The sequence below is a fragment of the Micromonospora sp. DT41 genome (assembly GCF_049841715.1).
Classification (GTDB): Bacteria; Actinomycetota; Actinomycetes; order Mycobacteriales; family Micromonosporaceae; genus Micromonospora; species Micromonospora profundi.
On record NZ_JBNCKU010000001.1, the window covers coordinates 623187 to 648255 of the forward strand.

The following is a 25069-nucleotide window of genomic DNA, read 5'->3' on the forward strand; positions in this document are numbered from 1 at the left end:
GGCTAGCGGCCATGGGCCGGTTCTCAGAGGATGAGCTGCAGGCGGTCGTCTCCAGGTACGAGGCGACGCGGGCGGCTGCGTTGACCGAGCGGGACGAGCAGTTGCGGGCGTTTCACGCGGCCGGGTGGCGACCGGTGGATCTGCAGCGGGTCACCGGGTACAGCCGGGAGACGATCCGGCAGGCACTCCGACCGGAGGTCCGGCGGGCGACCAACATCAGCCGGCGCAGGACATCACCCCGGCCGCCGGCGGACTACCGGCCCTACGGGGATCGGAAGCCCTACGTGGTTGCCGAAACCCTCGCCGCGCTGCACGGCCCGACCGACGGCACGGTGACGCTCCCGCATCACCTCGACTGGTCCGGGCACGCCGAGTACGATCTGAATCGGACCGCGCGCCTGGCCAGCATGTACAAGGTGGTCCTCACCGAAGCCAGCACGGTCGAGGATCTGAACACGTGGCTCGATGCGGACCTCCTCCGGCGGCTCTGGCCCACCCTCTGGCTGCCGCCCCAGCTCCGCCAGCGTTGGGAGGATGCCTTCCCTGAACTCGCCGCGACCCGCAGCAACGCGGCGTAGCGGTGGACCCCTTTCACGAACGCCTCGCCCGCATCGGGCTCGGGGCGGCCGATCGATACGGCTTCGCGCTGGCCGGCGGTTACGCGGTTCAGGCCGCCGGGCTCGTCGAACGGTCCAGCGAGGACGTCGACCTGTTCACCGCCTGGGACCGCCGCGACGAGTTCACCGCCGCCGTCGCCGCCGTCGTGCACGCCTACCGCGACGACGGCTTGACCGTCGAGACCGAGCGGCAGTACGACACCTTCGCCCGGCTGGCCGTCACCGACGGCGTGCGGACCTCCAAGGTCGAACTCGGCGTGGACTGGCGCGCCAACGAACCGATCCTCATGGCGATCGGACCGGTACTGCACCCCGACGACGCGGTCGCGAACAAGATGAGCGCCCTCTACGGGCGGGCGTTCGCCCGGGACTTCATCGACATCGACGCCACGCTCCGATCCGGCCGCTACACCCGCGAAGCCCTTCTCGCCCTCGCGCAGCGCGCCGACCGTGGTTTCGACCCGCGCATCTTCGCCAACGCCCTCGGACAAGCCGCCCAGCTCGATCCTGACGACTTCGCCCAGTATGGCGTCACCGGCTCAGGACTGGACAATCTCCGAAGCCGATTCGCGGAGTGGCGCCGCGAACTGCTCGACGACGAGGAAGGGTGACTCGGTCCCGACTCGCGGCAACGTTAAGCTGCACCCGCAGGACCCACAACGTTCCAGCTGATCTTCGGCAAGCGATCGCAGCGAACCCGCGAAGCGACCGGCACGCAACGGGGACGATAGGAAAGCCGCAGGTCATCGGCCTGCGGACACCGGTGGAGCGTCGTCTTAGGAAACCGATGCTCTATCCCCTGAGCTACGAGGGCGCGAGGGCCCAGTCTAGCGACCGAAGGTTCACCTGAGGTGGCAGGGAGTGGCCCGCGTTCGCCCACGCCACCCGGACCGCCGTTCTCCCAGCCCAGGACCACACCCGGAGCCTCCATGCGACCCCGTTGATCTTGATGGGCAGGGTCTAGTGGTCCCGACCGACGGCACGGTGACGCTTCCGCGTCACCTCGACTGGTCCGGGCATGCCGAGTACGACCTGAACCGGGCCGCACGCTTGGCCAGCATGCACAAGGTGGTCCTCACCGAGGCCAGTACCGTCGAGGACCTGCACACCTGGCTCGACGCCGACCTCCTCCGGCGGCTCTGGCCCACCCTGTGGCTACCACCCCAGCTCCGCCAGCGCTGGGAGGACGCCTTCCCCGAACTCGCCGCCACCCGCAGCAACACGGCGTAGCGGTGGACCTCTTCCACGGCCGCCCCGCTGACGGGGCCCGCAAATCGAACACCAGATGACCGCATGACGAACGCACCTGGTGCCGCAAATCGAAAGTCAGTGGCCCCGCAGATTGAAAGTGTGGCCGCTACGATGGCGCCGTGCCCACACCGCGTCTGATCCCCCGCCGCGCCGCCACGCCGCCGCGCAGGTCAATGCTGCTCTGGCGGACACCCGCGTCGTCTTGATCAACGGGGCACGCCAAGCAGGCAAGAGCACCCTACGATCAGCCAATGATCGACGCTACGTTGCTTCAGGCCGATGTCTGGCGTCCGTTCGTCACCGCGCTGCGCAGCAGCATGCCGCCCGAGGCAGCAGAGGCCGAGTTCCGCGGCACGATGGCCCCGGGCGCGTTCGGCGGATCGATCACCTACGACGGCGACCACCGCCTTCACGGGCTGGGCCTGGAGCGAGGTGAGCGGCCGACGGACATGCTCAGATCGCTGGCCGGGCTGACCGGCGGGCAGACCGTCGCGGTGCGCGGCGTAACGACCCGCTCCGGGCCGGCGGTAGTGAGCATCGTCCCGAGCGCGCCGCAGGTTTCGTTCGGGATGGGCAGCGATCTGCTGGAGAACGTGCACCTGGTCGCCGGAGCACACCCGGAGCCGTACCGCCGCAAGCCGATCCGCTACGACGTGGCCGTTTCCGCCGGCGCCGACGCGGCCACCGTCACCGCGCTGGTCCGACATCTGCTGCCGGACGCACGGCCGGCCGACCCGTCGGAGGTGTCCGGGGCGGAGGCGGACCTCGGCGTCGCACTGCCTGACGACGTCCGAGCGCTATACCTCGCCGCTGCCGAGGGCACCCTAGTCCTGCAGCCTGCCGACCAGGAACGCTTCTATGGAATGCGAATCGTGCCGCTGGCCGACGCCGCCGCCCGAGCCTACCTGGAACCGCAGGCCCGATACCTGTCCTGGACGTACGGCGCGACCGAGGTCGTCGCACCCGATCCGCACGGCCGGGTGCAGCCGCTGGCGGCCTCGCCGGCATGGTTCGTCGTCGGAGACGACGGCGGCGGCAACCTCTACGTCATCGACCTCGCCCCCGGGCCGCAGGGGACGTTCGGCCAAGTGCTGTTCGTTGACCACGAAGAGTCGGCCGGCGCCCGCTGGCTGGCGCCCTCGTTGACTGAACTGCTCACCGAGCGGCCCGCCACCCTGGCGACGCTGGGTCCGGAAGGCGGGCTGCTCTTACGGGTCGGATCGCGCACCAGCAAGACGCTCGCCGATGTCCAGCCGGAGACCGAGGTGCTGTACGTCGGGGCCGGAACGGCACCCGCTGGCCTGTCCGCGCTTGCCGGCCACCGTCGGCTGCGCACCGTGGTCACCGAATCCGCCGTCGTCGCCAATCTTCCGGCCGTCAGCGAGCTGCCGGCGCTGGAATACCTGCGGCTCGACGTCGCGGGCTGGCAGCAACTTCTGCGTGCCGGGCAGGTCCCGCCGAGCCTGCTGGCCGCCGGCCTGAGTGGCCGTGCCGGCTGGACAGAAACGGTCGACGTGGTCAACTGTCTGCTGGCGGCCTGGAAGCAGGAACCGATCCAGGTGATCGACATTCGGTGAAAACGATCGAGCGATGCGGCGGCGTATTCGAGTCCATCGGGGACACCGAGTTCGGCCCTACCCGGCGTTACTGGATCGAACTCCAGCGATAGGGCCAGGCGTACGCATCTGACGCCATGACGGCACCCCTGCGAGCAGCAGGTCGGCAGGGGCAGTGGGCTTCGAACGCCGGCTCACATCACGACGCGGACGCCGGGCCAGCGTTCGGTGGGGCGATGGCGGGCCAGTCGCTGCCGGGAGATCTTCGGGCTGACCCTGGTCGGGTTGCGCCGCCACACTCCGTCGAGCAGGTCATCGAGGCCGTGCGGCGCACACACCGCGATCTGGTCGTACGCGTCGAGGCGGATCGCCACGGCGGTGGCGTATTCGGGCCAGGTGGCGACCGCGTCGGCGATGGTGCGCAACGGCGTCACCGGGCCGCCGCCGAACTTGGCCGGGTACCAGGTGTGCACGGCGGCTTGGTTCTTCGCCTCCCATGGCGGCTCCGGCCAGGCCGTCACCAGCCGCTGGGTTGCCCGGTCGTCGTTGTCGCGGCTCAGGTCCGTCGGGTCGTGGAAGACGACGTCGACGTCCCTCACCAGCGAGGGGTCGAATCCATCGCCGTACCGCTCGCCCCAGACCAGGTCGCGGATGGCGCCGGCGCCGATCCATGCGTCCGGCAGGCCGGAGTCCCGGACGACGCCGAGCGCCCGGAGCAGCCACGGGCTGCGCTGGACCAGGTCCCGCAGTTCGTCTTGCCGCATCGTTTCCCCAGATTGCCGCAGTTGGGATTGCTGGTCAGCCAAACATTCGGCCTACGAGGGCCGGCCGCCGGTGATGTCCACGACGTACCCGTGCTCGTCGTTCAGGTCGGCGCCGAGCATCCTGCCGCCGGACGCCGTGGACGTCTCGACCGCTCCGGGAGCAGCCAGCTACACCATCTGCTCCAGCGGGATGTCGCCCGCCAGCGTCAGCCGGTACTCGACAGTCATCTGCGCCTCTTCATCAGTCTCGCCGAACGAGCTGAATGATCGCACCGTCGCGCGTTAAGGCCGCCTGCCCTCGTCAGTTTCCCGACGCCCCCAGCTGCCGCGCCTCCGCGATCGCCACTTCGATGGCCTGCCCGGCCCCGCCGGTACGCGCAACCACCTGCATCAGGACCTGCTTGACGGCCTCCAGTGCCTGCAGCAGCGGCCCGGGCTGCCCGCCCTGAAGGACCACTGTTACGAGCTGCTGCGCCTCACCGATCTGGATGATGGCCCCGGCTGCCGCGTCACGAGCCGCATCCACGGCGCTCCGCACCGGCGCCAGCCCGGCGATCGTCTCCTGCGCACTGGCCTCGTTCGGCACCGACGCGGTGGTCTTCGTCGCCTCACCGATCGACCCGGCGAGACTTCCCAGGCCGCCCTGGATACCGGCGATCGCGTTGCGCACCCGCGCGACACTCGCCGCCACGGCGACGAAGCCCGCGCCCGCGGCCCGCAACGCCACCTCCTGCGCCTGACTGTCGGCGGCGGCTGCCAACCCCTGCGCGCGTTCGACCCCCGCCATCAACGCGCGGAGTTCACCGGTGATCTTCTCGATCTGCGACACGTGGCCAGCGCCCCCAAACGACGACAGTGAAGGTGCTCGACACCTGAACCTACCGGGCTCCTCGCGGATGCACCGACCCCGCGCAGCCCGGCTGGACGAGCCGCCGAAAGAAGTATGGCCAGCCGCACCCCTGGCGGGGCAAGCCCTTCGCCGACGGACGGCTTTCGTGAAGCAGGTCTTCCGGGGCCGGCTCACCTCTCGGTGGCCAACCGCAGGCGTACCTCAGGACGGGAGCGGGCCCGGCGCGGAGGGTGGTCCTCCGAGCCGGGCCCGCCGTGGTGGGGTCAGGCGACCGCGCAGGTGGCCGCACCCGGTCCGGTGCCGGTGCCCTGGAAGCCGAAGTTGGTCGACTGTCCGGCGCCGACCTGTCCGTTGTAGCTCACGTTGGTGAACCGCACGGTTCCGCTGTTACCGCTGGCCTGGGCGCTCCAGGTGCTGGTGACCGCAGCGCCGCCGGGCAGCGTGATGGTCACGGTCCAGCCGTTGATGGCCGCAGAGCCGGCAGTGACCGTCACGCTCGCGGTGAAGCCGCCGGGCCACTGGTTGAGCACCACCGAAGCGGAGCAGCCGTTACCGGTCGGCGGCGGCGTGGTGGGAGGCGGCGTGGTGGGGGGAGCCGTGGTCGGCGGCGGGGTGGTGGGGGCAGCCGTGGTCGGCGGCGGGGTCGTCGGAGGAGCGGTCGTCGGCGGCGGGTTGGGCGCACCGTTGGCCAGGCTGAATGCCAGGTCTGGCTGGAACGAACCGGCCGTGTAGCGGCAGCCGTCCGCCTCACCCGGCGGCTTCACCCAGAGGTACGCGTCGATGTTGCTGTCGCCGGTGTTCGTCGTCGGGTACTGCCCGATGCGCCGGTCGGTGTTGTCGTCGCCGCACCAGTCACCGCTGGCGCCACCGTTGCGGCTGGTGTCGATGACCTGGCGCTTGCCCGAGAGGCCCATGCCGTTGAGGGCGGAGATGACGGCCCGGCCGAAGTTCGCCTCGCTGGAGGTGGAGTTGTAGTTCGACACGTTGGTGAAGAAGCCGTCGGCGTACTGCACGCCTGCAGCGCGGAGCCGGTTGGCCGTCTCACCTGCGCTGTTCCAGGTGGAGTGGCCGCCGTCGAGGTACACCTTGGCGTTGGGGTTGCCCGCCTTGATGGTCCGGGTGGCAGTCGTGATCGCCTGGTTGCGCGCGTTGATCTCAGCGCTGCTCAGGCAGGTCAGCAGGGCGAGCGAGTCGGTCTCCAGGATGATGATGACGGTCTGGTTGCCCAGTCCTCTGGAGAAGTTGGACACCCACGTCTGGTACTGGTTGAGGTCCGGTGCCCCGCCCGCGCTGGCTCCGCCGCAGTCCCGGTTGGTGATCTCGTATACCGCCAGCACCGGGATCTGCTGCGCCGCGTTGGCGGCGCTGATGTGCTCGGAGACCTCGGCCTGCACTGTCGACGGGTTGAAGTTGGCGAACCATCGGGCCTGCGGCTGACTCGCGATCTTGTCGCGGATCACGGCGGTACGCGAGTCACCGGGGTTGGCGGCGACCCAGCGGACGACAGCCGAAGTGGGGTCACGGTAGAGCGATCCGGACAGCGTTCCTGCGGAGGCGCTGCCGACGGCGAGGCAGGCCCCGACGACGGCGGCACCCGCGACGGCAGCCACGCTGGCGGCCACCGATCTGCGGCGTAGCGAGGACAGGGTAGCCACGACGTGTTTCCTCCTGATCACATCGATGTATCCAAGTTCATGGGAGCGTTTCCATGGACGGTAGCGGAGGCGCGCCCCGCTGCCAAGGTGTGCGGTTACGTCGACACGGAAGCGACGGTCGTTGATGTCACGGCTCGCGCGAGCGCGGTGATCTCGGCCAGCGCGGCGGCGGGCTTGCGGGCGCCGAAGAACAGCGCCAGGTCGGATGAATCGCCGCCCGCCCACCGCCGGAAGGTCGGTTCCGGGTACGTCTCGATGCACAAATCCTTCATCAAGTCACCGAGGTTCGTAGACAATTTGCACACCCTTCGATAGCCTCCCCCTAACAGCGATGACCATCGATAGGGAGGTTCCATGCGACCGCACCTCCCACGGCAGAACCGGCACCGGTCACCGACGCGGTGACGGCGAAACTCCTCGGCTAGGCAGACGCGGGCACCGCCCGAGCGGCGGCGCGAGCGAACCAGGGTCATCGTGACCCGGACCAACGGCCGGAGGGCCTTCGGCACTGCGGTGCTGCTGGCGTACCGGTGGAACCGATCCAGCGAACCCACCCATTTCGAAGAAGGCTGCCCGATGATGAAATCCTTCCGAAAGCGCGGGGCGATCGTCGCCTTCGCGGCGGCCGCACTGGTCGCGACCACGGGAGCGCCGCCCGCCGGCGCGGTGCCCCAGGACGACTTCGCCACCCTGGCGAGCACGTCCACGTTCCCGCTCGCCGACCCGGACACCGTGCTGGCGAAGGACGGCTCGTACGTCACCTACGGCACCACGGTCGGCGCTGGGACGGGCGCGCGCTGCGGCGCCACCGGCAAGCTGTACGTGCCCGTCCTCGTCCACGGCTCCGGCAACAGCGTCGGCATGACCAACTGCGCGTCGCACGACGCACTGCCCTCCGGCCCGGGTGGCTGGGCGGAGCCCGGCGGGTCGGTCTGGGCACCCGGCGTCGCACGCTTCGGCGACCGGTTCTTCATGTTCTACACGGCGTCCCGGAAGGGCTCCGGCCAGAAGTGCATCGGGCGGGCCGTCGCCGACACCGCCCGTGGCCCCTTCCAGAACCAGGGCGAATGGGCGTGCCCCGACGCGGGCCGGTGGGCGCTCGACGCTAACCCGTTCGTGGGCGGCGGGAACCTGTACGTCACCTATCGGGACGACGCCATCACCACCGGCGCGGGGACCGGCATCTCCACCGTGCGCACCGACGGCGAGGGACGCGCGATCTGGGACACCCGACGGGACATGCTCAAGAGCAGCGACATCACCTGGGACACCGCCAAGATCAGCGGCGGCACCCACGTGGTCGAGAACCCGTCGATGTGGAAGGAGGCCGACGGCAGGTGGTACCTGATGTACTCGGGCAACAACTGGGACAGCGCCCGATACTCCACCGGCATCGCGAACTGCGGCACGACCCCGCTGCCCAGCTCCCGCTGCACCCCCATCCGTGACGGTGTCACCCGTCCGTTCTTCGGCTTCACCGGCGCGGCCGGGCTGAACCCGATCCGAGGCCTGCCCGGCAATCACCAGGGTCCCGGCGGAATGGACGTCTTCCGCGCCGCCGACGGCACCGCCCGGGTGGTCTGGCACTGGTGGGACGGCGGCCCCCGGTTCCCGATGACAGGTGTGCTGACCCGCCCCTCCAGCGGCTTCCTCGTCTCGTAGTAAGCGATCCCACACCTCACTCGCCCCGACGGACAGTCCCCAGAGAGGATCGAATGAATCCGATAAGCAGACGGCAGGCCCTCGGCGTCGCCGGTGGCGTCGTCCTCGCCGGCACCACCGGTGCCCTCACCTTCGCCGCACCGGCCGGCGCGGCGACCGCCTGGCGCGACCTCGGCGTCGTCACCGCCAACATCGGCCGCACCAACCTCGGCCAGCGCAAAGCCGCGATCACCGCCGTCCGGAACGCTCTGCGCCTGACCGGCCCCGAGGACCTACCCCTGGTCGGCTGGCAGGAGATCGGCGAGGGAGACGGCGACACGAAGGAGAAGGGCTGGATCAACGGCCAGTTCGGACCCCGCTACCGCAATGTGCACCTGGACGACGGCGGGCACCGCGTACCCATCTCCGTGCCGCGGGTGTACGACGTGCTCCGCGCCGACGTCACGCCCGTCCACGAGGGCAAGGCGCATGTCTCGCCGAACCGCGTCATCTCCGAGGTTCTCCTGGCCGCGCACGACGACGCGGCCCTTCAGTTCGCCTTCCTCAACACGCACTTCGTCGCCGGCGCCCACAACGGCAGGACCGATCCGGAGGAGGCGTGGCGCAGGAACCGGTGGGCTCGCCACTTCGACGTACTCCACGACCGGATCGCCAACTGGAACGCCAGTGGCTACCCGGTGATCTGGACCGGTGACACCAACCGCGACCCGATGCCGATGCTCTTCCCGGCGAAGGAGACGCGCGCCTTCGCCACCGGCATCGACCAGATCGGCTGGCTCCAGGGCACCAACGGGGTGCAGATCCAGCTCCGCAAACGCAAGGTCATCCCCATGAACGTCGACGGTCACGACGCTCGAGTGGCGGTGCTCCAGATCCGCCGCGCCTGATCGACAGTTCGCGGACACGCACGTGCCCGGCGTCCCCAAGGGACGCCGGGCACAGCGGGTAGGCGACGATCGCCGACCTGCGCCATTGATCAGAGCTGTTAGTTTCCTGGACCATGGACGACACCTCTCCCTGGTACCGCCCCAGACCCGACCTGCTCCTCCTGTTCGGCACCGCTACCGCACTGTTCGGCTACCTGACCCCGTGGTTCCGTCGCAGCACCCTCTACGTGTGGTGGTACTCGGGCTTGGCCTACCTGGAGGAGGGGGGCGGCTGGACCTGGTTGGTAGTGGTGCTCCTCGTGATCGCCATCGGTGCCAGCCTCTGGGCCGGCCGGTCGGTGGGGCTCGCCCTGTTCGCGACCGCCGCGGCGATGGCCGGGATGTTCCTCGCCGGTGCCGTGGTCGCGATGAGCCTGGCCATGCTGCCGGAGCGCCCCGACTTCTACTGGGTCGGTCAGTTGCCCTTCGGGTGGGGAATTCCACTGATGGCCTTCGGATTCGGAGCCACGATCGCCGGAGCGCTGGCTGCCGTCCGCCGTGACGTCGGGTAGTTGCGATCGGTCGGGTCAGCGACTGTCAGGTGCCTCGCCGACATCACCGGACGACTATCGTTCTGGCATGGTGATCGATTCGTCCGCTGCCATCGCCGCCGCCTTCGTCGCGGACGGGCCTGCCGAAGGCCTCGACCTCAGTCTGTTCGGGCAGTTCGCCGGGTCCTGGCTGTTGGACTGCACCGAGTACGCCCCCGATGGCGCCTCGACCGTTCGTCGAGGCGAGTGGCACTTCGGGTATGCGTTGGGCGGGTCGGCAACCACCGATGTCTGGATCCTGCCCGGCGTCGAGCACGGCGTGAGCCTGCGATTCCCGGACCCCAACGCCGGTGCGGGGATCTGGCGCTCGACCTGGGTCGGGCCGGGCCGACGTCGGACGCACACTTTCCTGGCCTCCCGCGTCGCCAACGAGATCGTGCTCGACGGTGACGATCTGCGCTGGACCTTCTCCGACATCGAGGCCGACGAGTTCCGCTGGCGCAACGAGGCTCGTCAGCCCGACGGAGCGTGGCGGCTTCAGCAGACGTTCCGAGTTTGGCGACAGCGCTGACCTGACAGCGCACTGCCACCTGCGCGGGACGGCCCTTCGGAGTTCAGGCCCGCGATGACGAGAGGTCGTCCGAGCCCGGGTGCCCACCGGAGCGGTCCGGCGGCGAGCGAGACCAGGTGACCCGACTCACCATACCGATCGGTACAGAACCTGTTATGGTTCAACCTACAACCGAGCGGTACAAAACATGGACGGGTCCGCTCCAGCCGCACCGCCGACCTGGACAAGCAGGCGGCACCAACGAAATGGAAAACTGATCATGAGCACCAACGCAACGATTTCGGGCATGACCACTCAGGAGCTGCGCGACTTCTACCTGCGGTACGTCGAACTGGCGAACAAGCGCGAGTTCGACCGCATGGCCGACTTCGCCCACGAAGAGGTGATCATGAACGGCACCCCGGTCAAGATGGCCGACATGGTCGCCGAGTTCCACAAGCACGTCGACGCGGTGCCGGACCTGCACTGGGAGGTCCAGGACCTCGTCGTCGAAGGCGACCGGGTAGCCGCCCGCCTGATCGACACCGGCACACCCGCGAAGGAATGGAACGGCCTGACCCCCACCGGCAAGTCCATCACGTTCGCCGAAACTGCCTTTTACCAGATCCAGGATGGCAAGTTCAAGCACATGTGGTACCTGATGGACACCGACACCGTACGACAGCAGCTCGCCGCCTGACCCGCCAACCGCACAACAGGCCTCGACGCCCGCCGCCGACCTTGTTTCCCGCGGTCGGCGGCGGTTGGCTTGCCGGTGCACGGCGAATGCCTGGGCCTCGGCGGAAGGGAGTTGCCCCACCGCCCGGCGTGCTAAAGCAGGGCGCGATCGGACACGTGAAAGAAGCACCGCCGCTGAGAAATCCTGTGTGGAGGCACCCGTGACAACAATTGCGATCGTCGGCGCCGGTGAGGTGGGCAGTCAGATTGCGCGTGCGGCAATAGCGAACGCGTACGAGGTTGTCATCGCCAACTCGCGTGGGCCGGGGACATTGAAAGGTCTTGTTGCCGAGCTCGGCCCGGCGGCCCGTGCCGCGTATGCGTCGGAGGCTGCGGCAGCGGGCGATTTCACGATCCTCGCCTTTCCGTACAGGACCGTCGTCGACCTACCTGTCGAGGAACTCGCGGGCAAGATCGTGCTGGACACCAACAACTACATGATCTGGCGCGACGGACATATTCCGGTGATCGACTCTGGCGAGAAGACCGTTCACGAGCTACGCCAGGAGCAACTCCCGAGGTCTAAGATCGCCAAGGCATTCACTCACATCCAGGCTCCCAGCCTGCTCAGGATGGGACGACCGGCAGGCGCTCCCGATCGGATTGCGCTGACGGTCTCAAGCGACCACCCCGAAGCGGTCGAACTTGTCACGCGGTTGTACGACCAGTTCGGATTCGACACCGTCGACAACAGTCCGTTGAGCGAATCGTGGCGCTCCGCCCCCGGCACTCCCATGTGGAACCGTTCCGTGCCCGGGCAGAGCCGCGAGGAGTTGGTCCTCAACCTGAAGAGAGCGAAGCCGGTAATCATGAGGTGACCTTTCCCTTTCAACCGGGCCACACCCATTGCCGTGGCGGTGGTGCCGCTCCCCCGGCCGCCACCGCCACGGCGGCCACCACGGCGAAGGCCGACGACGCACGTCCACGCGCGGTGGACCGCCACGGACGCGCTCAGGAGCTGACGGCGATCCGGATCGCGAGGATGATCAGGATCACGCCCGTCAGCCGCTCGATCACCTTGAGCACTGACGGGCGGGTCAACCAGGGGTGCAGCCGGTCGATGAGCAGGATGTAGCAGGCCCACCACAGCACCGCGAGGCCGATGAACGTAGCGGCAAGCACCGCCGTACGGGCCGCCGCCCCGTCACCGGGCTTGACGAACTGCGGCACGAACGACACGTAGAAGATGACCACCTTGATGTTCAGCAGCTGGCTGGTGATCCCCATGATGAACGACCGCCGCGCCACGTGCGGTTCCTCGTCTACAGAGGGCTCCACGACTGTCGTACCCGTACCGTTGCCGCCCGAGCCCGCGCCGACCGTGACCGGTTGCTCGGCCGGGGCCACCCGCCGTGGCCGGGTGGCCCAGAGGATTGTGCCGCCCAGGTAGACCAGGTAGAGGGCGCCGGCGATGCGCAGCACCGTGTAGAGCACCGGCGAGGAGAGCAGCAAGGCGGACAGACCGGCCGTGGCGAGCGAGGCATGTACCAGGGCTGCCACGACGAGCCCGGCCAGCACCACGAAGCCAGCCTGCCGGCCATACCGGACGGTCTGCCTGGTGACGAGCGCGAAGTCCACCCCCGGAACGATGATGATCAGGAGGCTGGCGGCGACGAAGGCGACGATCTGGATGTCAGACATGCTGCGGGTTCTTTCTCTGAGCGGCCAATGCCTGGGCGACCTCCTCGATGACGGACACGCCGCTGTCCGGCAGTGGGCCGTGTCGGCGCCACTCCTCGCGCAGCCGGATCCGTCCGTCCGGCAGCCGCTCGGGTCGGGAGACACACTCGCCGACCACGATGGCGCCGTCGGTGAGCACCTCCATGTACGCGAACCGCACCACGCCCTCGGCGTCGCAGGTCCCGGCCAGCGAGCCGCGTCGCACGGCGCCGCCGGTGATCTCCGCCCACACGAGGTCGTCCCGCTGGTGGTAGTGCCCGGTAAGCGGTGCGGCATCGGGATCGCAGTGGTCCACGGAAACGAAGATCTTGTCGTCGTAGTCGAATGTGCTCATCGCGCTCACGCCCACTGGGTGCTGAGGTAGTCGTCGCGGAACGGGCAGACGACGCGGCCCGCGATCGAATTGAGGATCATCGCGCTGCGGATCGGCAGGATGCTCAGGTTGGAGTCGACGAGCCCCTGCACGTAACGGCCCCGGTTCAGCACGAAGATCTTGTGGTCGTCGGCGTGCTTCCACCGGATCGAGTAGTCCGACTCGATGATCGGCTCGCCGCGCTCGTCCACGTCGACGGCTGCCGACAGTTCCGGGTCGAAGGGCAGCGGCGCGAGCCGCCGTCCCGCCGCGACCACAACGTTCGCCGCCCGGTGCCGTTCCTCGCCGCTTCCGGCGGTGAGGCACTCCAGCTCGATCTCGCCGTCCAGCTGCCGGGCGCCGGTAACGGTCCGGCTCGGCATGATCGTTACCGGGAACCGCCCGGCCCGCAGCCGCTCCTCGTAGTTGTGTTGGTAGATGCCGCGCAGCGTGCCGGGCGAGATGCCATCGCTGGTGAGGATCTGGCCCGAGACGAGGCGTTCGCGGACGTCCCTGGAGAGGTTGAGGAACGCCTCCTGGTACGCGGGTCGGTACAGGTCGTTGGCGGAAGGGGAATCCTCCAACGGCGCGAACCACGACCGGCGGCCGATCCACTTGATGTCGCGGCACCCACGGCTGAGCAGCGCCGCGACGCATTCGGCGCTTGTCTGACCGCTGCCGATCACGATCCAGGGCAGGTCCGGTTCGTCGGGCACCGTGGTGAGGCGCTGGTTCAGCTCGTCGGCGACGAAGACGTGTCGGGGGTCGAGGGCACCCAGGAACTCGGGCACGAAGGGCGTCGTCCCGGTGCCGATCACCAGGTGCTGGGACCGGGCGACAGCTTCCCCGCCGCTGCGGCTCACCAGCGAGCCGTCGAACTCGACGCTGTCGATCCGGGTGCCGTAGGTGATGTGCGGCAACTGGCTCGCAGCCCACACCAGGTACTGCTGGTACTCCACCCGCGGGATCGTGTCGAAGCCCGCACCCAGCAGGGCGTAGACCCGGCCCGTGGTGACCAGGTAGTTGAGGAACGACAACGGATGGGTCGGGTCGTACAGCGAGACCAGGTCCTTTACCCAGCCGGTCTGCATCCGTACGCCGCTGTGCAGCATCCCGTCGTGCCACCCCGGCTGGTCACGCGCCTCGAACAGGGCGATCTGGTGTGGCGCGAGGACGTCGTACATTGCCGCGAGGCTCAGGTTGGCTGGCCCGGCACCAATACCCACTGCGTGATATGTCTGCGTCATCTTCTGCCTCTGTCTAACCCGTTGGGACATTGACGGCGGAACGGTTGTCGAGCAGGGCGGTGGCGGCGAGGCGGCTGGCGGCCAACGCGGTCTTGGCGGCGCCTCCACTTCCGCCGGTGAAGGTGAAGGTGTGCGCGGTTCCGGCGACGGCTCGCAGCGCCAGACCGGCGGGTTCGCTGTAGCAGTCGACGGCGCTTACCGGCGGGTCCAGCGGCCGCGGGTCCAGGCCCGGCAGCCGCAGCAGGGCGGTTGCCCGGACCTGTTCGGTAAGGTCGACGTCCGGCTCGGGGGCCGGCGGTTCGACGTCCCAGCGCGTGCTCGGCAGGCCGAGCAGCAGGCGTCCCGGTCCCGCCGGTCGGCCGTAGAGACCACTGGTCTCGTCGACGAAACACGGCAGGTCGTTCCGCGCCACGGCGTAGTGGGCGTACTGGATGTGTTTAGTGCGCAATGTGGTGGCGAGCCCGGCGGTACGCAGCAGGCCAGGGGTCCACGCTCCGGCGGCGACGACCACGAGGTCGCCGGTGATTCGCCGACCGTCCCGCAGTTCGACAGTGTCCCCGTCGAGCCGTGCCACAGGCGTTGCCTCGGTCCGGTCCAGCCCGGCGAGGGCCGCCCGGCGCAGTCGGTCCGGGACGATGTATCCGGCGTGCGGTTCCCAGACCGCCACGCTGCGCTCCGGCAGCCCGCCGAAGCCGAACCGGCGGGCGACCTGCGTACCTGTCAGCACCTCGACCCCCGGCGCCTCGACACCGGCCACCAGACCGGAGTCGCCGGTGTCCAGCAGGTAGAGCGAGCCGGTCTTCCGCCAGCCGGCCTGCTCGGCAAGCACCGGGTCGGCCAGCAGTTCGGCGAGGCTGGCGGTGGCCAGGGACCGGGCGTCCGGGTCGGGCTCGAACGCCCGCACCAGGCCGCCGGAGGCGGCTGTGGCGTCGGCGTACCCGCCCTCCGACCTGTCGATTTCCGCGCCGATCAGCACCGGCTGGGCGCCGGCATCCTGCAACCGTCGAGCCAGCAGGGCCCCACCCAGGCCGGCACCGACGACGAGTACCCGTGGCTCAGCCACCGGACTCCGCCGGGAGGGTTCCGCCGATCAGACCCAGCAGCCGGGCCGCCCGTTCCGGGCTGCTGCGGTACGCGGCAAGCGCCGCGCGGACCGCCGTGGCGGGATCGAAGTGTTCCGGGCGCAGTGCCTGCTCGCCCCGCGTCAGCTCGATGTCCGCAAGCGCCGCGTCGAGGGCGGGGGCATTCCCGTCCAGGACGGCCGCGTACCGCGTCTTGAAAGCCTCATACGCCTCCGGGCGGAAGTCGGACTCGTAACTGTCCGGCCGGTCCCAGCTGACGAACGCCCGCACCACCGCCGGGTCCTCACTGGACAGGAACCCGTCGGCCCAGATGGCGTGTTGCCGGCTTGTGGAGAACTTCGAGCCGGTGAGCCGGTAGAACTCGTTGACCACCAGACCGGTCGGACGATCGGGCAGTCCGGCGGCAAGGTGCAGGGCCGGGATCAGGACCGCGTAGTAGAACGCGTTGTCGACCCCCAGGAAGATCCACTGCTCGTCGATGCCCTGCCACGCGTCGAGGTACCCGGCCAGGGTGTCCACGTCCGGACGCAGGTGGCGCGCGGGCATGACCAGGTTGGCCAGTGCCATCTCCGCCCACACGTCGATCCGCAGACCGTCGTCCCACTCGATGCCCCAGTCCGTCGGATAGGCGAGCGGCACATCCGGCAGCGCCCCGTCGAGGTACGACCCGACGAGTCGGCGCAGCCGGGGCGGCAGCACCGCGCGAGACCAGAACCCGGCAAGTCGCTCCCGGTGCTCTGCCAGGCGGAGCACCGGGATCGTGTGGGTGACCGGCTCGGGTGCGGCCGAGCAGCATGTCGACCGCGCCCCGACCAGGGTCTCGGCCGTGCAGAACCCGCCGCAGCCCTCACACGTGCCGCCGGCGGCACCTGCTCCGCAGACCGGGCAGGTCCCGGTGACCCGTACGTGGTGCAGGACCCGGTGACAGGCGGAGCAGGCGCGCAGCGACACCGGGGCGATCTCGACGGCCTTCGCCTCGACCAGTTCGGTGAGCAGCCCGGCCACGCTGCTGCGGTAGCCCTCGTCGGCCAGCGGATCGGCCATGATGTCGTAGCGGATGCGGGCCGCGTCCAGGGCCGTACAGATCAACGCCTGGTAGCGGGCGGCGGTGTCCGTCACGGTCTCCCCGAGCGTCTCGGCGCGCGCCAGCACGTAGTTCTGGTGGGCGTCCAGGCCGGACTGCGCTACCACCCGGCGGCCATCGGCGCGCAGCGCGCGGACCGCGATGTCCCCGGCGACGTACGGGCCGGAGAGGTGGCCGACGTGCAGTGGCCCGTTAGGTGTCGGCGGTGGGGTCACCACGAGCACGGCGCCCGGTGCCGCCGCACCGAGGGCCTCAGTCACTGCCCGCACCACCACTCGCACCGTCAGTGGCAGCGGCGGCGTCCGCATCGGCGGCATCCGCGTCGGCGGCAGCGGCGTCGGCGGCAGCGGCGTCGGCGGCAGCGGCGGCGTCCTGGGGCATCCAGTAGATGCTCAGGATCGTCAGCGGCTGCACCGGGGACGGGTTGTGGATGACATGGCGCTGTTCGGGATCGAGCAGGATGACACCGCCGGTCGGCACTTCGACCTTCTCCCCACCCTCCTCGTAGATGGCGGTGCCGCGGGTCACGACCGCGAACTCGACCTCCGGGTGCACGTCCTCAGCGCTGCTGCCACCGGGCGGGATGACGCACCACATCGCGTCGAACGGCAGCGGCCCGAGGTCCCGGTACTGCTTCCAGCGGCCGATCTGGATTCCGTACTCCTCGGTAAGTTCTGCTGCATCGCTGACATATCTACGCATGCCCATCCTCCGTGCTCGGTTGGACTGAGGTATTACGCAACGCAATTAATCCCGCCGATGTCCAGGCGGTGATCGACCAGTGCTGACATACGGCGCACAGCAGGCTCGGTACGTCGTCACGCGTTCTGGCCACTTTCACCGCCACCAATGGCGGCAAGGCCACTGTGGACTTAAAGTGACCACGCAAACAGGAATCGCACCGGCAGATCACCGGCAAATGTCGCTGCTGACTTCCCAGACAGCGGGTCAAATCCGGCGCATCGCCCGCGCAATTCGGCCAAATCCGTACGGGCCGACGAGTGGAGACGGCATTGTGATCGGCTTCATCAATACCCTGAGTGATGAAATTATTGCAGCACGACAGCGGGCCAATCTCACCCAGGAGGAATTGGCCGCGAGAACCGGACTGAGCGTCCGGAGCATCCGCAACCTGGAGTCGGCGCGGGTGACCCAGCCGCGACCGGCGACCGTTCGTCTGCTGCGCGACGCGCTCGATCTTCCCGCCCGCCCCTCACCAACGGCCCGGATACGTCCCATGCAGCTACCGCTCGGCACACCGGACTTCGTCGGTCGATCAGTACAACTCGCCCAACTCGACGGGCTGCTCGACGGTGGACCGCGGCGAATGTCGGCAGTGGTGATCTGCGTCCTCACCGGGCCGAGCGGGATCGGCAAGACAGCGTTGGCGCTGCACTGGGCGCACCGCGTCGCCCCTCGCTTCGCCGACGGCGTGCTCTACCTCGACCTGCGGGGAAGCCGCCCGGACGACCAGGTGGTGGCCCCGTCCGACGCGCTTGGCAGCCTCATCCAGGCGCTGGACGTACCCGGCGACATTCCGTGCGATCCGGCCGCACGGGCCGGGCTGTACCGGAGCGCCCTGGCCGGGCGGCGGATGCTCATCGTGCTCGACGACGCGCGGGACGCCGACCAGGCACGACCGCTGTTGCCCGGTGTCGCGGGCTGCATGGTCGTGGTGACCAGCCGCGATCGCCTGAGCTGTCTGGTGGCGGTAGAGGCCGCGCGTCCCGTCGTGGTCGACGAACTCGGCCCCGCTGAGGCGTGGCACCTGCTCCGGTCCCGTCTCGGTGAGCGGCGGCTCGCCACCGAGCGCGAGGCGCTGGAGAGCATCGTCGCCCACTGCGCGGGCTATCCCCGGGCGCTGACGGCGGCGGCCGCCTGCGTGGCCACCGACCCCCGACTGTCCCTCACGGACCTTGCCCGGCAACTGCGCTAGAACGCCGCCACCCACGGCGGCCGGGCCCGGCCGCCGTCGATCAGGGTTTGTCGACCCGCGCACCGACGCGGGCGGCCACGTGCGCCGGCACCGGCACGGTCGCCGGTAGCACAGGGTCGGTCAACGGCTGCTGCCACCGCGCGACAAGGGGCAGTTCCCCTGCCCAGTTGCCACGTTCCGCGTCCGGGCTGTCGCCATCGTCCGGCGGGCCACTGCGCGTCTTGACCGACGCCTCGGTGAGCGGAAGCGCCAGCAGGGCGGTGGCGGCCAGTTCCTTCCGGTTCGGCTGACGGGCGTAGTCCCACTGGCCGGGGGCGACATGCTCGGTGAGCGTCCGGAGGCCATGCAGCTTCTCGTCGGGGTCGGTCACCCAACGCGGCAGGCCGTAGACCATCGCGCTGCGGTAGTTGACCCCGTGTTCGAAGACCGAGCGTGCCAGCACCAGTCCGTCGACGACGGTGACGGTGGCGCAGACCTCCACGCCGGTCGTGAGGCTCCGGCTGGCCACCGACCCGTGCAGGTAGAGGTGCTTGTCGTCGAACCCGTAGACGGTGGGGACGACCATCGGGTAGCCGTCCACGAGCGCGCCGAGATGACAGACGAAGCTGGCCCGCAGGACGTCGAAGAGGGCGCTCCGGTCGCTGTGGCCCTTCTCCTTCATACGACGCAACGCGGTTCGGGGCGTTGCGGACAACGGCAGGTCGGCGTCGCTCACTTGCGGTCTCCCGTCGGTTTCCTGTCCCGGCAGCCTCGAAAAGCCGGAGCGTGGTCCGGGCTGGAGTGTAGGAGCGTTCCGCCGAGACTGGTATGGATACGGCTGATGGGCCGGACCTCGCGGCCCGGCCCATCAGTGCGTCAGGTCGACGCGTTTACCGATTCGATCAGCGCAGCTTGTGAGCGAGACCGGCGGTGGCGTCGCCCCGCTCGTACGAGACGAGCAGCGACGAGCCGGCCGGAAGCGCCCCGTTCAGCGGCAGAACCAGAGTGCGGTCCTTGCTCAGGCTGGCAGTGGTCTCCGCCACGACCCGCTCGCCGTCCCAGACGAAGACCCGGGCGGTGCCGGACTTCTTCACCTTGAGCTCCACCGAGACCTTCGAGTTGGTCGCGGTTACCTTCTTGATCTTCACGGTGCCGTCCGGCAGCGCCGCGTAACCACCCGGTGCCACCCCGTCCATGGAGGACTGGAGGATGGTCTGCGGCGAGTTGACGCTCTGCGCAGCCGTGTCCGGCATGATCGGAGCCTTGGGCGCCGACGGTCGCGCCGTCAGATCCGGCAGGATCGCGTTACCCCAACGCCACGGGTCGGCCCGCACGCCGCTCCAGGTCGACCAACCGACCCGGGTCTGCGAGGACAGGTCCTGCGTGTCCGAGTCGTTGACCAGGATGTTCATACCCATCCGGGCCGGGTCGATGTTGTCCGGCAGCACGCTGAACGGGATCTTGACCTCGATCCGGTAACCCGTGTACGGGTTGCTGGTGACGACCGAGGCGATCTCGAGACCCGGTGCGGTCTCGGGGCCACCCTGGTGGTTGTCCCGCTCCCGGGCGAAGCACGGCGGGTTGCCGTTGGCCGGGTCGTTGGTGGCCGGGAAGAGCGCCACGTTGAACACCGTGGAGGTGTTTGCCGAGTTGCCGCGCGGGTCGATGCCGAACTCGATGTTGTCGTTACGGCGCGGACGCTTGCAGTCCACCGCCGGCAGGAGGGTGCCGAGCACGTCATCGGTGATGTTGAAGATGGCGTACAGGGCGTCATCGGTGTGGGTGAGCTGGGCGGTGCCGGAGATGTCCGACGCCGGAGCGGCGGTGCCCTCCCAGCGCGTCGAGATGTCGATGACCTCGCCGGTGTACTCGTGGTCGTGGCCGTGACCGTCGACGACCGGCGCGGTGGCGGCCTTCGGGATGGTGGTGGTCGGCACCAGGTTGAACACACCCGGCTCGATGGCGCTGCCACCGTTGAAGCTGGTTTCGATCCCCACCCGGTACGCGCCGTTGTCCGGCGCCCGGTTGGCGGTCGGCAGCGACGTGTCGGAGTTGGTGACCGTGAAGGTCACCGAGGTACGGGCGCCGGGCTGAAGCCCGCTGTACGACAGCTGCTGCTGCGCCACTGTGAAGCCGGCCGGAACGTTCAGCTTGACCGTTCCGGACTCGACCCGCGTGCCGTGGTTGGTCAGGTTGACCTTGACGTCACGGGTGCCACCGCTGGGGATGTTCAGCAGGGACTCGATGAGCGCGTCGAGCTGCTGGGTCTTGTTACGGACCGACCACTCGCGGAAGTCGGCGATCTCCTCCAGCGGCTCCAGGGTGCCGCGCACCGGAGCAGTGCCCTGCACGCGGGCGCTGCTGGTGCCGCTGCCGTCCTTCTTGCTGGTCAGCGTGGCGTTGATCTTGAACCGCTCGCCCACAGTGACCTGCGCGGGCGGGGTGACCGTGAAGCTCTTCACGACCTGCTTGCGCGGGGTGAGCGTGCCGACGTTTCCGTTGCCGCTGACCCGCCAGCCGGCCGGAACGTCAAGGGTGACCTTGGCGCCGGGGATGGCCTTCTCGGAGTAGAGCACCGTGTCGACCTTGATGGGCTGGCCGGCGAGGGCCTCCCACTTCTGCGGACGCACGTGGACCTCGGTACCCAGCGGCAGGCCGCCGGGAGCGCGGAGGGTGGCGCCCTGGAGCGCACCGGTGCCGGCACCGACGTTCGGGTCCGGGTACGGGGTGCGCGTGTCGATCAGGGTCAGCCGGTTGCAGCCGATGTTGGCCGGGTTGGTCGTCGGGAAGGAGCTGTTGCCCCAGCCCTGCGACACGTACTCCCGGCGGGCCCAGGTCTGGACCGTGTTCCACCGGTTGCCGTCGTGACGTGCCGACTCGTAGCCCTGCCAGGTGCCGAAGATGACGTTGCTGGCCTCAGCCGGCGTGAACGTGGTCTCGCAGGCGGGGCCGTTGGTGCCGGTCGTGCCACTGCCACCGGTCTGGAAGATCCGGGAGACCCGCCAGGGCTTGAGGCCCTCGTTCTTGATCTGCTCCGGGAAGGCCTTCGGGTCCGCCGCGGCGTAGAACGCCTCGACCGCCAGCATTGCCGACTTCTGGTGGTTACCGTGGTTGCCCTGGGTGGCCGAGGGGTTCATCGTGAGGATGACCTCGGGCTTGGTGGTCCGCAGCACCCGCACGATCCGGGAGAGCGTCTCCTGGTAGCCCCAGACCTCTTCGGTCAGCGGGGCGCTGGCCGTGTACCAGAAGTCGAGCGCGTCCAGGTTGTAGATGTGCTCGATCCCGGCGTAGGCCACCGCCTTACGCTCCTCGGCCTCGCGCAGGATGCCGAGTTCGGGGCCCTCTTCGAGGCCGGTGGCGTTGCCGCCGCCCTCTCCGCGGGTGGTGGTGATGACGCCGGCCTTCATGCCGTGATACTCGTTCCAGTATCCCAGCATGCCGAGCTGGCCGGCCTCGTCATCGGGGTGCGCGCCGATGAACATGACGTCCAGGTCGACAGGCTTGATGGCCTTGTCGCCGGGCTTGGGTGACGAGTGCTTGGGTGACGAGGCCTTGGGGCCGGCCTGGACCGGGCTGGCCAGGCCTAGCGACAGCAAACCGCACATGGCGATAGTCGCCGTGGTGCGCCATTTCATTGGCATACCTCTTCGTGTGGGGGCGAGTGCTGCGTGGGGGACGGTGTGGGCCCGGCAGGAGCCTCTTGGCAGTTGGCTCCTGCCGGGCCCGGAAGTGAACAGCTGTCCACTGGAGACCGCGGGGCGGTCTCCACGCGTACGCGTCGCTCGGCAGTGGGGGTGTGGTGCCTGACCACCGCCACGTCACGAGCGGCTCGCACAGTGGTAGGGATGGATTCACCAGAAGGCCTTCGGGCGGTAACGCTAGGGATCTTGCGGCGTGCTAGTCAATAGGCCGGAGCGACTTTCTTCCTTCTTCGAATAAACGATGTGCCTGTTCACGGGCTTGGCGCGTCGCTCCACTTTGGTGATCAGAGCCGTTTGCCCGACTTTGGGGTGCGCGACTTCTGTGCTGGGGCCACATTCGTCCGATCGCGATGGTTCAGCCGGGCCGCGGCTCGCCGTGGATCTCTGTTTTCCCACGCCAGGCACCGAGATGATCTCGTTACTTGACGCCATAGTTTTTTCTCAGTAGGAAATAACTGTGTCCGACAAAGCAACGACCAGCCCGGTCAGCCGTGAGCGGTCCCGTGAGATCAAGCGTCTCTCGGTGATCCTGGCTGCCCGGCAGGCGCGACTGCTGTCCCGGGTGGACCTCGCCGAGATGACGGGTCTTCCGGCGGCCACCGTGACAGTTCTCGTGCGAGAGCTCATCGCCGAGGGCTACCTCATCGAACGTGGGCCGGGCGCACCCACCACCGGTCGCCCCCGCGAAATGCTCGAGTTCAACCCGCGTGCCGAGCTCGTCGCCGCGGTGTCGCTGGAGCCGACCCGGATCAGTTGCGAGATCGCCGACAGCGAGGGCGCGCTCATCGCGCATCGCACCGCGCGGTTCGGTGGCGACGTTGTCGAGACCATCTGCGGGTTCGTCCTGGACCTCGTCGGCGACAACCTGCCGTCGTTGCGCGGCGTCGCCATCGCGGTGCCGGGTGTCTCGACAAACGGCGCGGTACGCCTCGCGCCGTCGGTGGGGCTTGTCGAAGCGTGGCCGATCGGCGCGTCGGTTCAGCAACGCCTCGGCGTGCCCGTCGTCGTCGACAACGATGTCAACCTGATGGCCGCAGGCGAGTGTGTCGCCGGCGCCGGAGCGGACGTCGCCAACCTGCTGCTGGTGCACGTCGCGGACGGCATCGGCGCCGGTCTCGTCCTCGACGGCAAGGTCCGCAGGGGCGCCAGCGGGGCGGCCGGCGAGGTGGGCTTCCTGCCCCTGGACTCCGCACCCAAACACAGCTACAGCGGCGTGGGCGAGTTCGAGGCCCGGTGGTCGGTGAACGCCATCGCCGAGCAGGTGGTCGCCCTGCACCCGGGGCGGCGGCCGGAGTCGCCGGTGCGGGAGCTGATCGAACTCGCCGCCACGTCGCGCCCGGCGCGCGAGTATCTCGACGAGGTGCTCGACGCCTGGGCCCGGCTCATCCTCTCCTGCGTCTGCGTTGTCGACCCGGGGATGGTGCTGCTCAGCGGCGCCGCCGCGGAACTCGACGACGCCACGCTCGAACAACTCCAGAGACTGCTCTCGGCCAAGACCCCGGCCCCGACTGAGGTACGCCGAGCCACCCTCGGCGACCAGGCCGTCCTGCACGGAGCGATCAGCTACGCGCTGTCGGCCGCGGTTCCGCTGCCCACCTTGCCCTGACCACCACCACCGACCGACACCTCGTCCCCCTTCTTCCCCCAGCGTCCGCACCTGAACAACCGGACGAGTCACGCCCACATCCAGCTCCGGCGGGCCCCCGAACCCCGCTCCGGGCACCACTCGATCGTCGATCGACGTGACCGGGCGGAGATCCACCGCATTTCGGCACAGTGATTTCGATTTACGAGCTTCCATCAGAAATCCCCCGTAGATCCCCCTTGAGTGGAGGTACCAATGAGACGTCCCTGGGTAATGACAATCGCGCTCGGCGCGATGCTGGCTGCCACCGCCGCCTGCGGCGGCGGCAGTGACGACAGCGGCGACGCCGGCTCGTCCCCGGCCGCGTCGGCCGAGAAGTTCGTCATCTACAGCGCCCGCGACAAGGCTGTCACCGACTACGTCGTCGAGCAGTTCACCGCGAAGAACCCGGAGTACAAGGGCAAGGTCGAGGTGCTCAACATGGGCGCCCAGGAGGTGCTCGAGCGGGTTCGCGCCGAGAAGGCCAACCCGCAGGCCTCGGTGTGGTGGGGCGGCACCCAGCAGGGTCTCGCCACCGGCGCCTCGGAGGGCCTGCTGGAGGCCTGGCAGCCCACGTTCGCGGGCAAGATGGACGCGCGGTACAAGGACGCCGAGGGTCGCTGGTTCGGCGAGATCCTGCTGCCCGAGGTCATCATGTACAACAACAAGGCGCTTAGCGCGGACGAGGCGCCGAAGGACTGGGACGACCTGATCGACCCGAAGTGGAAGAACAAGATCATCATCCGGGACGTGGCTGCCTCCGGCACCATGCGCTCGATCTACTCCTCGATGATCCAGCGCCTCTCGGCTGACGGGTCCAACCCCCAGCCCGGCTACGACTGGCTGCGCAAGCTCGACGCCAACACCGTCGAGTACGCCGCCAACCCCGCCGACCTCTACCTCAAGATGTCGCGTGAGCAGGGCGTGGTGAGCGCCTGGAACCTGCAGGACGTGCTGCTGCAGGCCGACAAGAAGATGCCGTTCGGCTACGTCATGCCGGCCTCGGGCGCCCCTGTGCTCGTCGACGGTGTGGCCGCGGTCAAGGGCGGCAACAAGGCCGGTGCCGAGAAGTTCCTCGAGTTCCTCTTCGACGACTCGCTGCGGGCCACCCTCGCCAAGGACTACTTCCAGATCCCTGCGGTGGAGATCGCCGAGAAGCCGGAGTGGCTGGCCAACCTGGGCCTCAAGCCGATGGACGTCGACTGGGACGTCATCGGCAAGAACGAGACGGCCTGGATCAACCACTGGAACGCGGAGATCAAGGACAAGGGCTGAGTTGACAGGGGCCGGGTCGTGCCACGACACGACCCGGCCCCGTCCTGGA

The 25069-nt window shown here is 68.9% G+C and carries 24 protein-coding genes and 1 pseudogene; 13 read left to right on the forward strand and 12 right to left on the reverse strand.

All coding sequences use genetic code 11. The annotated features are described in order from the left end of the window. Positions 1-11: 11 nt before the first annotated feature. The 4 genes and pseudogenes from ACLQ23_RS02890 (at position 12) to ACLQ23_RS02905 (ending at position 3445) form a co-directional block, all read left to right on the forward strand. Positions 12-578, forward strand: coding sequence for a hypothetical protein (locus ACLQ23_RS02890; protein WP_425880305.1), 567 nt, complete (start codon positions 12-14; stop codon positions 576-578). Between the two features lie 2 nt (positions 579-580). Further along, a complete protein-coding gene (locus tag ACLQ23_RS02895) occupies positions 581-1228 on the forward strand; it encodes a nucleotidyl transferase AbiEii/AbiGii toxin family protein (RefSeq protein WP_425880306.1) in 648 nt (215 codons plus the stop codon). Between the two features lie 358 nt (positions 1229-1586). Beyond that, positions 1587-1847: pseudogene (locus ACLQ23_RS02900) on the forward strand (hypothetical protein); the annotation flags it as partial. A 272-nt stretch (positions 1848-2119) separates the two neighbouring features. Beyond that, positions 2120-3445 carry an SMI1/KNR4 family protein gene (locus ACLQ23_RS02905; protein ID WP_425880307.1) on the forward strand — a complete coding sequence of 442 codons (1326 nt, stop codon included), beginning with the start codon at positions 2120-2122 and terminating at the stop codon, positions 3443-3445. Between the two features lie 173 nt (positions 3446-3618). Here the strand turns inward: ACLQ23_RS02905 and ACLQ23_RS02910 are convergent, their stop codons facing one another. The 4 genes from ACLQ23_RS02910 to ACLQ23_RS02925 form a co-directional block, all read right to left on the reverse strand. Then, complete coding sequence (locus ACLQ23_RS02910) at positions 3619-4188, reverse strand: nucleotidyltransferase family protein (RefSeq protein WP_355592781.1); 570 nt, start codon at positions 4186-4188, stop codon at positions 3619-3621. 301 nt (positions 4189-4489) lie between these two features. After that, complete coding sequence (locus tag ACLQ23_RS02915; protein WP_355631149.1) at positions 4490-5017, reverse strand: DUF6244 family protein; 528 nt, start codon at positions 5015-5017, stop codon at positions 4490-4492. 284 nt (positions 5018-5301) lie between these two features. Next, positions 5302-6693: a glycoside hydrolase family 6 protein gene (locus ACLQ23_RS02920; protein ID WP_355592785.1), complete on the reverse strand. Its 1392-nt coding sequence runs from the start codon at positions 6691-6693 to the stop codon at positions 5302-5304. 95 nt (positions 6694-6788) lie between these two features. After that, positions 6789-6968 carry a hypothetical protein gene (locus ACLQ23_RS02925; RefSeq protein ID WP_425880308.1) on the reverse strand — a complete coding sequence of 60 codons (180 nt, stop codon included), beginning with the start codon at positions 6966-6968 and terminating at the stop codon, positions 6789-6791. 304 nt (positions 6969-7272) lie between these two features. On the opposite strand from ACLQ23_RS02925, the gene ACLQ23_RS02930 reads away from it, so the two are divergent. From ACLQ23_RS02930 to ACLQ23_RS02955, 6 genes are all read left to right on the forward strand, one after another. Next, positions 7273-8355, forward strand: a complete 1083-nt coding sequence (locus ACLQ23_RS02930; RefSeq protein WP_425734680.1) for a family 43 glycosylhydrolase — start codon at positions 7273-7275, stop codon at positions 8353-8355. A gap of 53 nt (positions 8356-8408) precedes the next feature. Next, a complete protein-coding gene (locus ACLQ23_RS02935; protein WP_355631155.1) occupies positions 8409-9242 on the forward strand; it encodes a hypothetical protein in 834 nt (277 codons plus the stop codon). 113 nt (positions 9243-9355) lie between these two features. After that, a complete protein-coding gene (locus ACLQ23_RS02940; RefSeq protein ID WP_355631158.1) occupies positions 9356-9793 on the forward strand; it encodes a hypothetical protein in 438 nt (145 codons plus the stop codon). A gap of 67 nt (positions 9794-9860) precedes the next feature. Further along, positions 9861-10343 (forward strand): hypothetical protein, encoded by a 483-nt coding sequence (locus ACLQ23_RS02945; protein WP_355592795.1) that lies wholly within the window; start codon positions 9861-9863, stop codon positions 10341-10343. A gap of 286 nt (positions 10344-10629) precedes the next feature. Further along, entirely contained in the window at positions 10630-11022 is a 393-nt protein-coding gene (locus ACLQ23_RS02950; protein ID WP_355592797.1) for an ester cyclase, read from the forward strand. Positions 11023-11221: 199 nt separating this feature from the next. Beyond that, on the forward strand, positions 11222-11878 hold the full coding sequence (locus ACLQ23_RS02955) for an NADPH-dependent F420 reductase (protein ID WP_355592799.1): 657 nt from the start codon (positions 11222-11224) through the stop codon (positions 11876-11878). A gap of 133 nt (positions 11879-12011) precedes the next feature. On the opposite strand, the gene ACLQ23_RS02960 is transcribed toward ACLQ23_RS02955, so the two are convergent. Genes ACLQ23_RS02960 through ACLQ23_RS02985 form a run of 6 tightly spaced genes read right to left on the reverse strand, consistent with a single transcriptional unit; the run spans position 12012 to position 17207 of the window. Beyond that, positions 12012-12701, reverse strand: a complete 690-nt coding sequence (locus ACLQ23_RS02960; protein ID WP_355631161.1) for a LysE family translocator — start codon at positions 12699-12701, stop codon at positions 12012-12014. Next, positions 12694-13074 carry a hypothetical protein gene (locus ACLQ23_RS02965; protein ID WP_355592803.1) on the reverse strand — a complete coding sequence of 127 codons (381 nt, stop codon included), beginning with the start codon at positions 13072-13074 and terminating at the stop codon, positions 12694-12696. Before ACLQ23_RS02965 ends, ACLQ23_RS02960 begins: the two co-directional genes overlap by 8 nt. A 5-nt stretch (positions 13075-13079) precedes the next feature. After that, a complete protein-coding gene (locus ACLQ23_RS02970) occupies positions 13080-14369 on the reverse strand; it encodes a lysine N(6)-hydroxylase/L-ornithine N(5)-oxygenase family protein (protein WP_355592805.1) in 1290 nt (429 codons plus the stop codon). Further along, positions 14353-15402 (reverse strand): NAD(P)/FAD-dependent oxidoreductase, encoded by a 1050-nt coding sequence (locus ACLQ23_RS02975; protein ID WP_355592807.1) that lies wholly within the window; start codon positions 15400-15402, stop codon positions 14353-14355. The genes ACLQ23_RS02970 and ACLQ23_RS02975 overlap by 17 nt, the downstream gene beginning before the upstream one ends. Then, entirely contained in the window at positions 15395-16765 is a 1371-nt protein-coding gene (locus tag ACLQ23_RS02980) for a class I tRNA ligase family protein (protein ID WP_355592809.1), read from the reverse strand. The genes ACLQ23_RS02975 and ACLQ23_RS02980 overlap by 8 nt, the downstream gene beginning before the upstream one ends. Continuing rightward, positions 16758-17207 (reverse strand): cupin domain-containing protein, encoded by a 450-nt coding sequence (locus ACLQ23_RS02985; protein WP_425880309.1) that lies wholly within the window; start codon positions 17205-17207, stop codon positions 16758-16760. Before ACLQ23_RS02985 ends, ACLQ23_RS02980 begins: the two co-directional genes overlap by 8 nt. A gap of 313 nt (positions 17208-17520) precedes the next feature. On the opposite strand from ACLQ23_RS02985, the gene ACLQ23_RS02990 reads away from it, so the two are divergent. Next, a complete protein-coding gene (locus ACLQ23_RS02990; protein WP_425880310.1) occupies positions 17521-18441 on the forward strand; it encodes an NB-ARC domain-containing protein in 921 nt (306 codons plus the stop codon). A gap of 40 nt (positions 18442-18481) precedes the next feature. On the opposite strand, the gene ACLQ23_RS02995 is transcribed toward ACLQ23_RS02990, so the two are convergent. After that, positions 18482-19102 carry a pyridoxamine 5'-phosphate oxidase family protein gene (locus tag ACLQ23_RS02995; protein ID WP_425880343.1) on the reverse strand — a complete coding sequence of 207 codons (621 nt, stop codon included), beginning with the start codon at positions 19100-19102 and terminating at the stop codon, positions 18482-18484. Positions 19103-19322: 220 nt separating this feature from the next. After that, positions 19323-22055 (reverse strand): sugar-binding protein, encoded by a 2733-nt coding sequence (locus tag ACLQ23_RS03000; RefSeq protein WP_355592815.1) that lies wholly within the window; start codon positions 22053-22055, stop codon positions 19323-19325. Between the two features lie 523 nt (positions 22056-22578). On the opposite strand from ACLQ23_RS03000, the gene ACLQ23_RS03005 reads away from it, so the two are divergent. Both ACLQ23_RS03005 and ACLQ23_RS03010 read left to right on the forward strand, forming a co-directional pair. Next, positions 22579-23727, forward strand: coding sequence for an ROK family transcriptional regulator (locus ACLQ23_RS03005; RefSeq protein ID WP_355592817.1), 1149 nt, complete (start codon positions 22579-22581; stop codon positions 23725-23727). Positions 23728-23961: 234 nt separating this feature from the next. Further along, on the forward strand, positions 23962-25020 hold the full coding sequence (locus ACLQ23_RS03010; RefSeq protein WP_355592819.1) for an extracellular solute-binding protein: 1059 nt from the start codon (positions 23962-23964) through the stop codon (positions 25018-25020). The last annotated feature ends 49 nt before the right edge of the window (positions 25021-25069 follow it).

Excerpts from the sequence above, each read along its gene's own strand:
- ACLQ23_RS02890 (WP_425880305.1), top strand. The coding sequence starts at position 12 with ATGGGCCGGTTCTCAGAGGATGAGCTGCAGGCGGTCGTCTCCAGGTAC.
- ACLQ23_RS02905 (WP_425880307.1), top strand. The coding sequence starts at position 2,120 with ATGATCGACGCTACGTTGCTTCAGGCCGATGTCTGGCGTCCGTTCGTC.
- ACLQ23_RS02910 (WP_355592781.1), bottom strand. The coding sequence starts at position 4,188 with ATGCGGCAAGACGAACTGCGGGACCTGGTCCAGCGCAGCCCGTGGCTG.
- ACLQ23_RS02930 (WP_425734680.1), top strand. The coding sequence starts at position 7,273 with ATGAAATCCTTCCGAAAGCGCGGGGCGATCGTCGCCTTCGCGGCGGCC.
- ACLQ23_RS02935 (WP_355631155.1), top strand. The coding sequence starts at position 8,409 with ATGAATCCGATAAGCAGACGGCAGGCCCTCGGCGTCGCCGGTGGCGTC.
- ACLQ23_RS02940 (WP_355631158.1), top strand. The coding sequence starts at position 9,356 with ATGGACGACACCTCTCCCTGGTACCGCCCCAGACCCGACCTGCTCCTC.
- ACLQ23_RS02945 (WP_355592795.1), top strand. The coding sequence starts at position 9,861 with ATGGTGATCGATTCGTCCGCTGCCATCGCCGCCGCCTTCGTCGCGGAC.
- ACLQ23_RS02950 (WP_355592797.1), top strand. The coding sequence starts at position 10,630 with ATGACCACTCAGGAGCTGCGCGACTTCTACCTGCGGTACGTCGAACTG.
- ACLQ23_RS02960 (WP_355631161.1), bottom strand. The coding sequence starts at position 12,701 with ATGTCTGACATCCAGATCGTCGCCTTCGTCGCCGCCAGCCTCCTGATC.
- ACLQ23_RS02965 (WP_355592803.1), bottom strand. The coding sequence starts at position 13,074 with ATGAGCACATTCGACTACGACGACAAGATCTTCGTTTCCGTGGACCAC.
- ACLQ23_RS02970 (WP_355592805.1), bottom strand. The coding sequence starts at position 14,369 with ATGTCCCAACGGGTTAGACAGAGGCAGAAGATGACGCAGACATATCAC.
- ACLQ23_RS02985 (WP_425880309.1), bottom strand. The coding sequence starts at position 17,207 with ATGCGTAGATATGTCAGCGATGCAGCAGAACTTACCGAGGAGTACGGA.
- ACLQ23_RS02995 (WP_425880343.1), bottom strand. The coding sequence starts at position 19,102 with ATGAAGGAGAAGGGCCACAGCGACCGGAGCGCCCTCTTCGACGTCCTG.
- ACLQ23_RS03000 (WP_355592815.1), bottom strand. The coding sequence starts at position 22,055 with ATGAAATGGCGCACCACGGCGACTATCGCCATGTGCGGTTTGCTGTCG.
- ACLQ23_RS03010 (WP_355592819.1), top strand. The coding sequence starts at position 23,962 with ATGAGACGTCCCTGGGTAATGACAATCGCGCTCGGCGCGATGCTGGCT.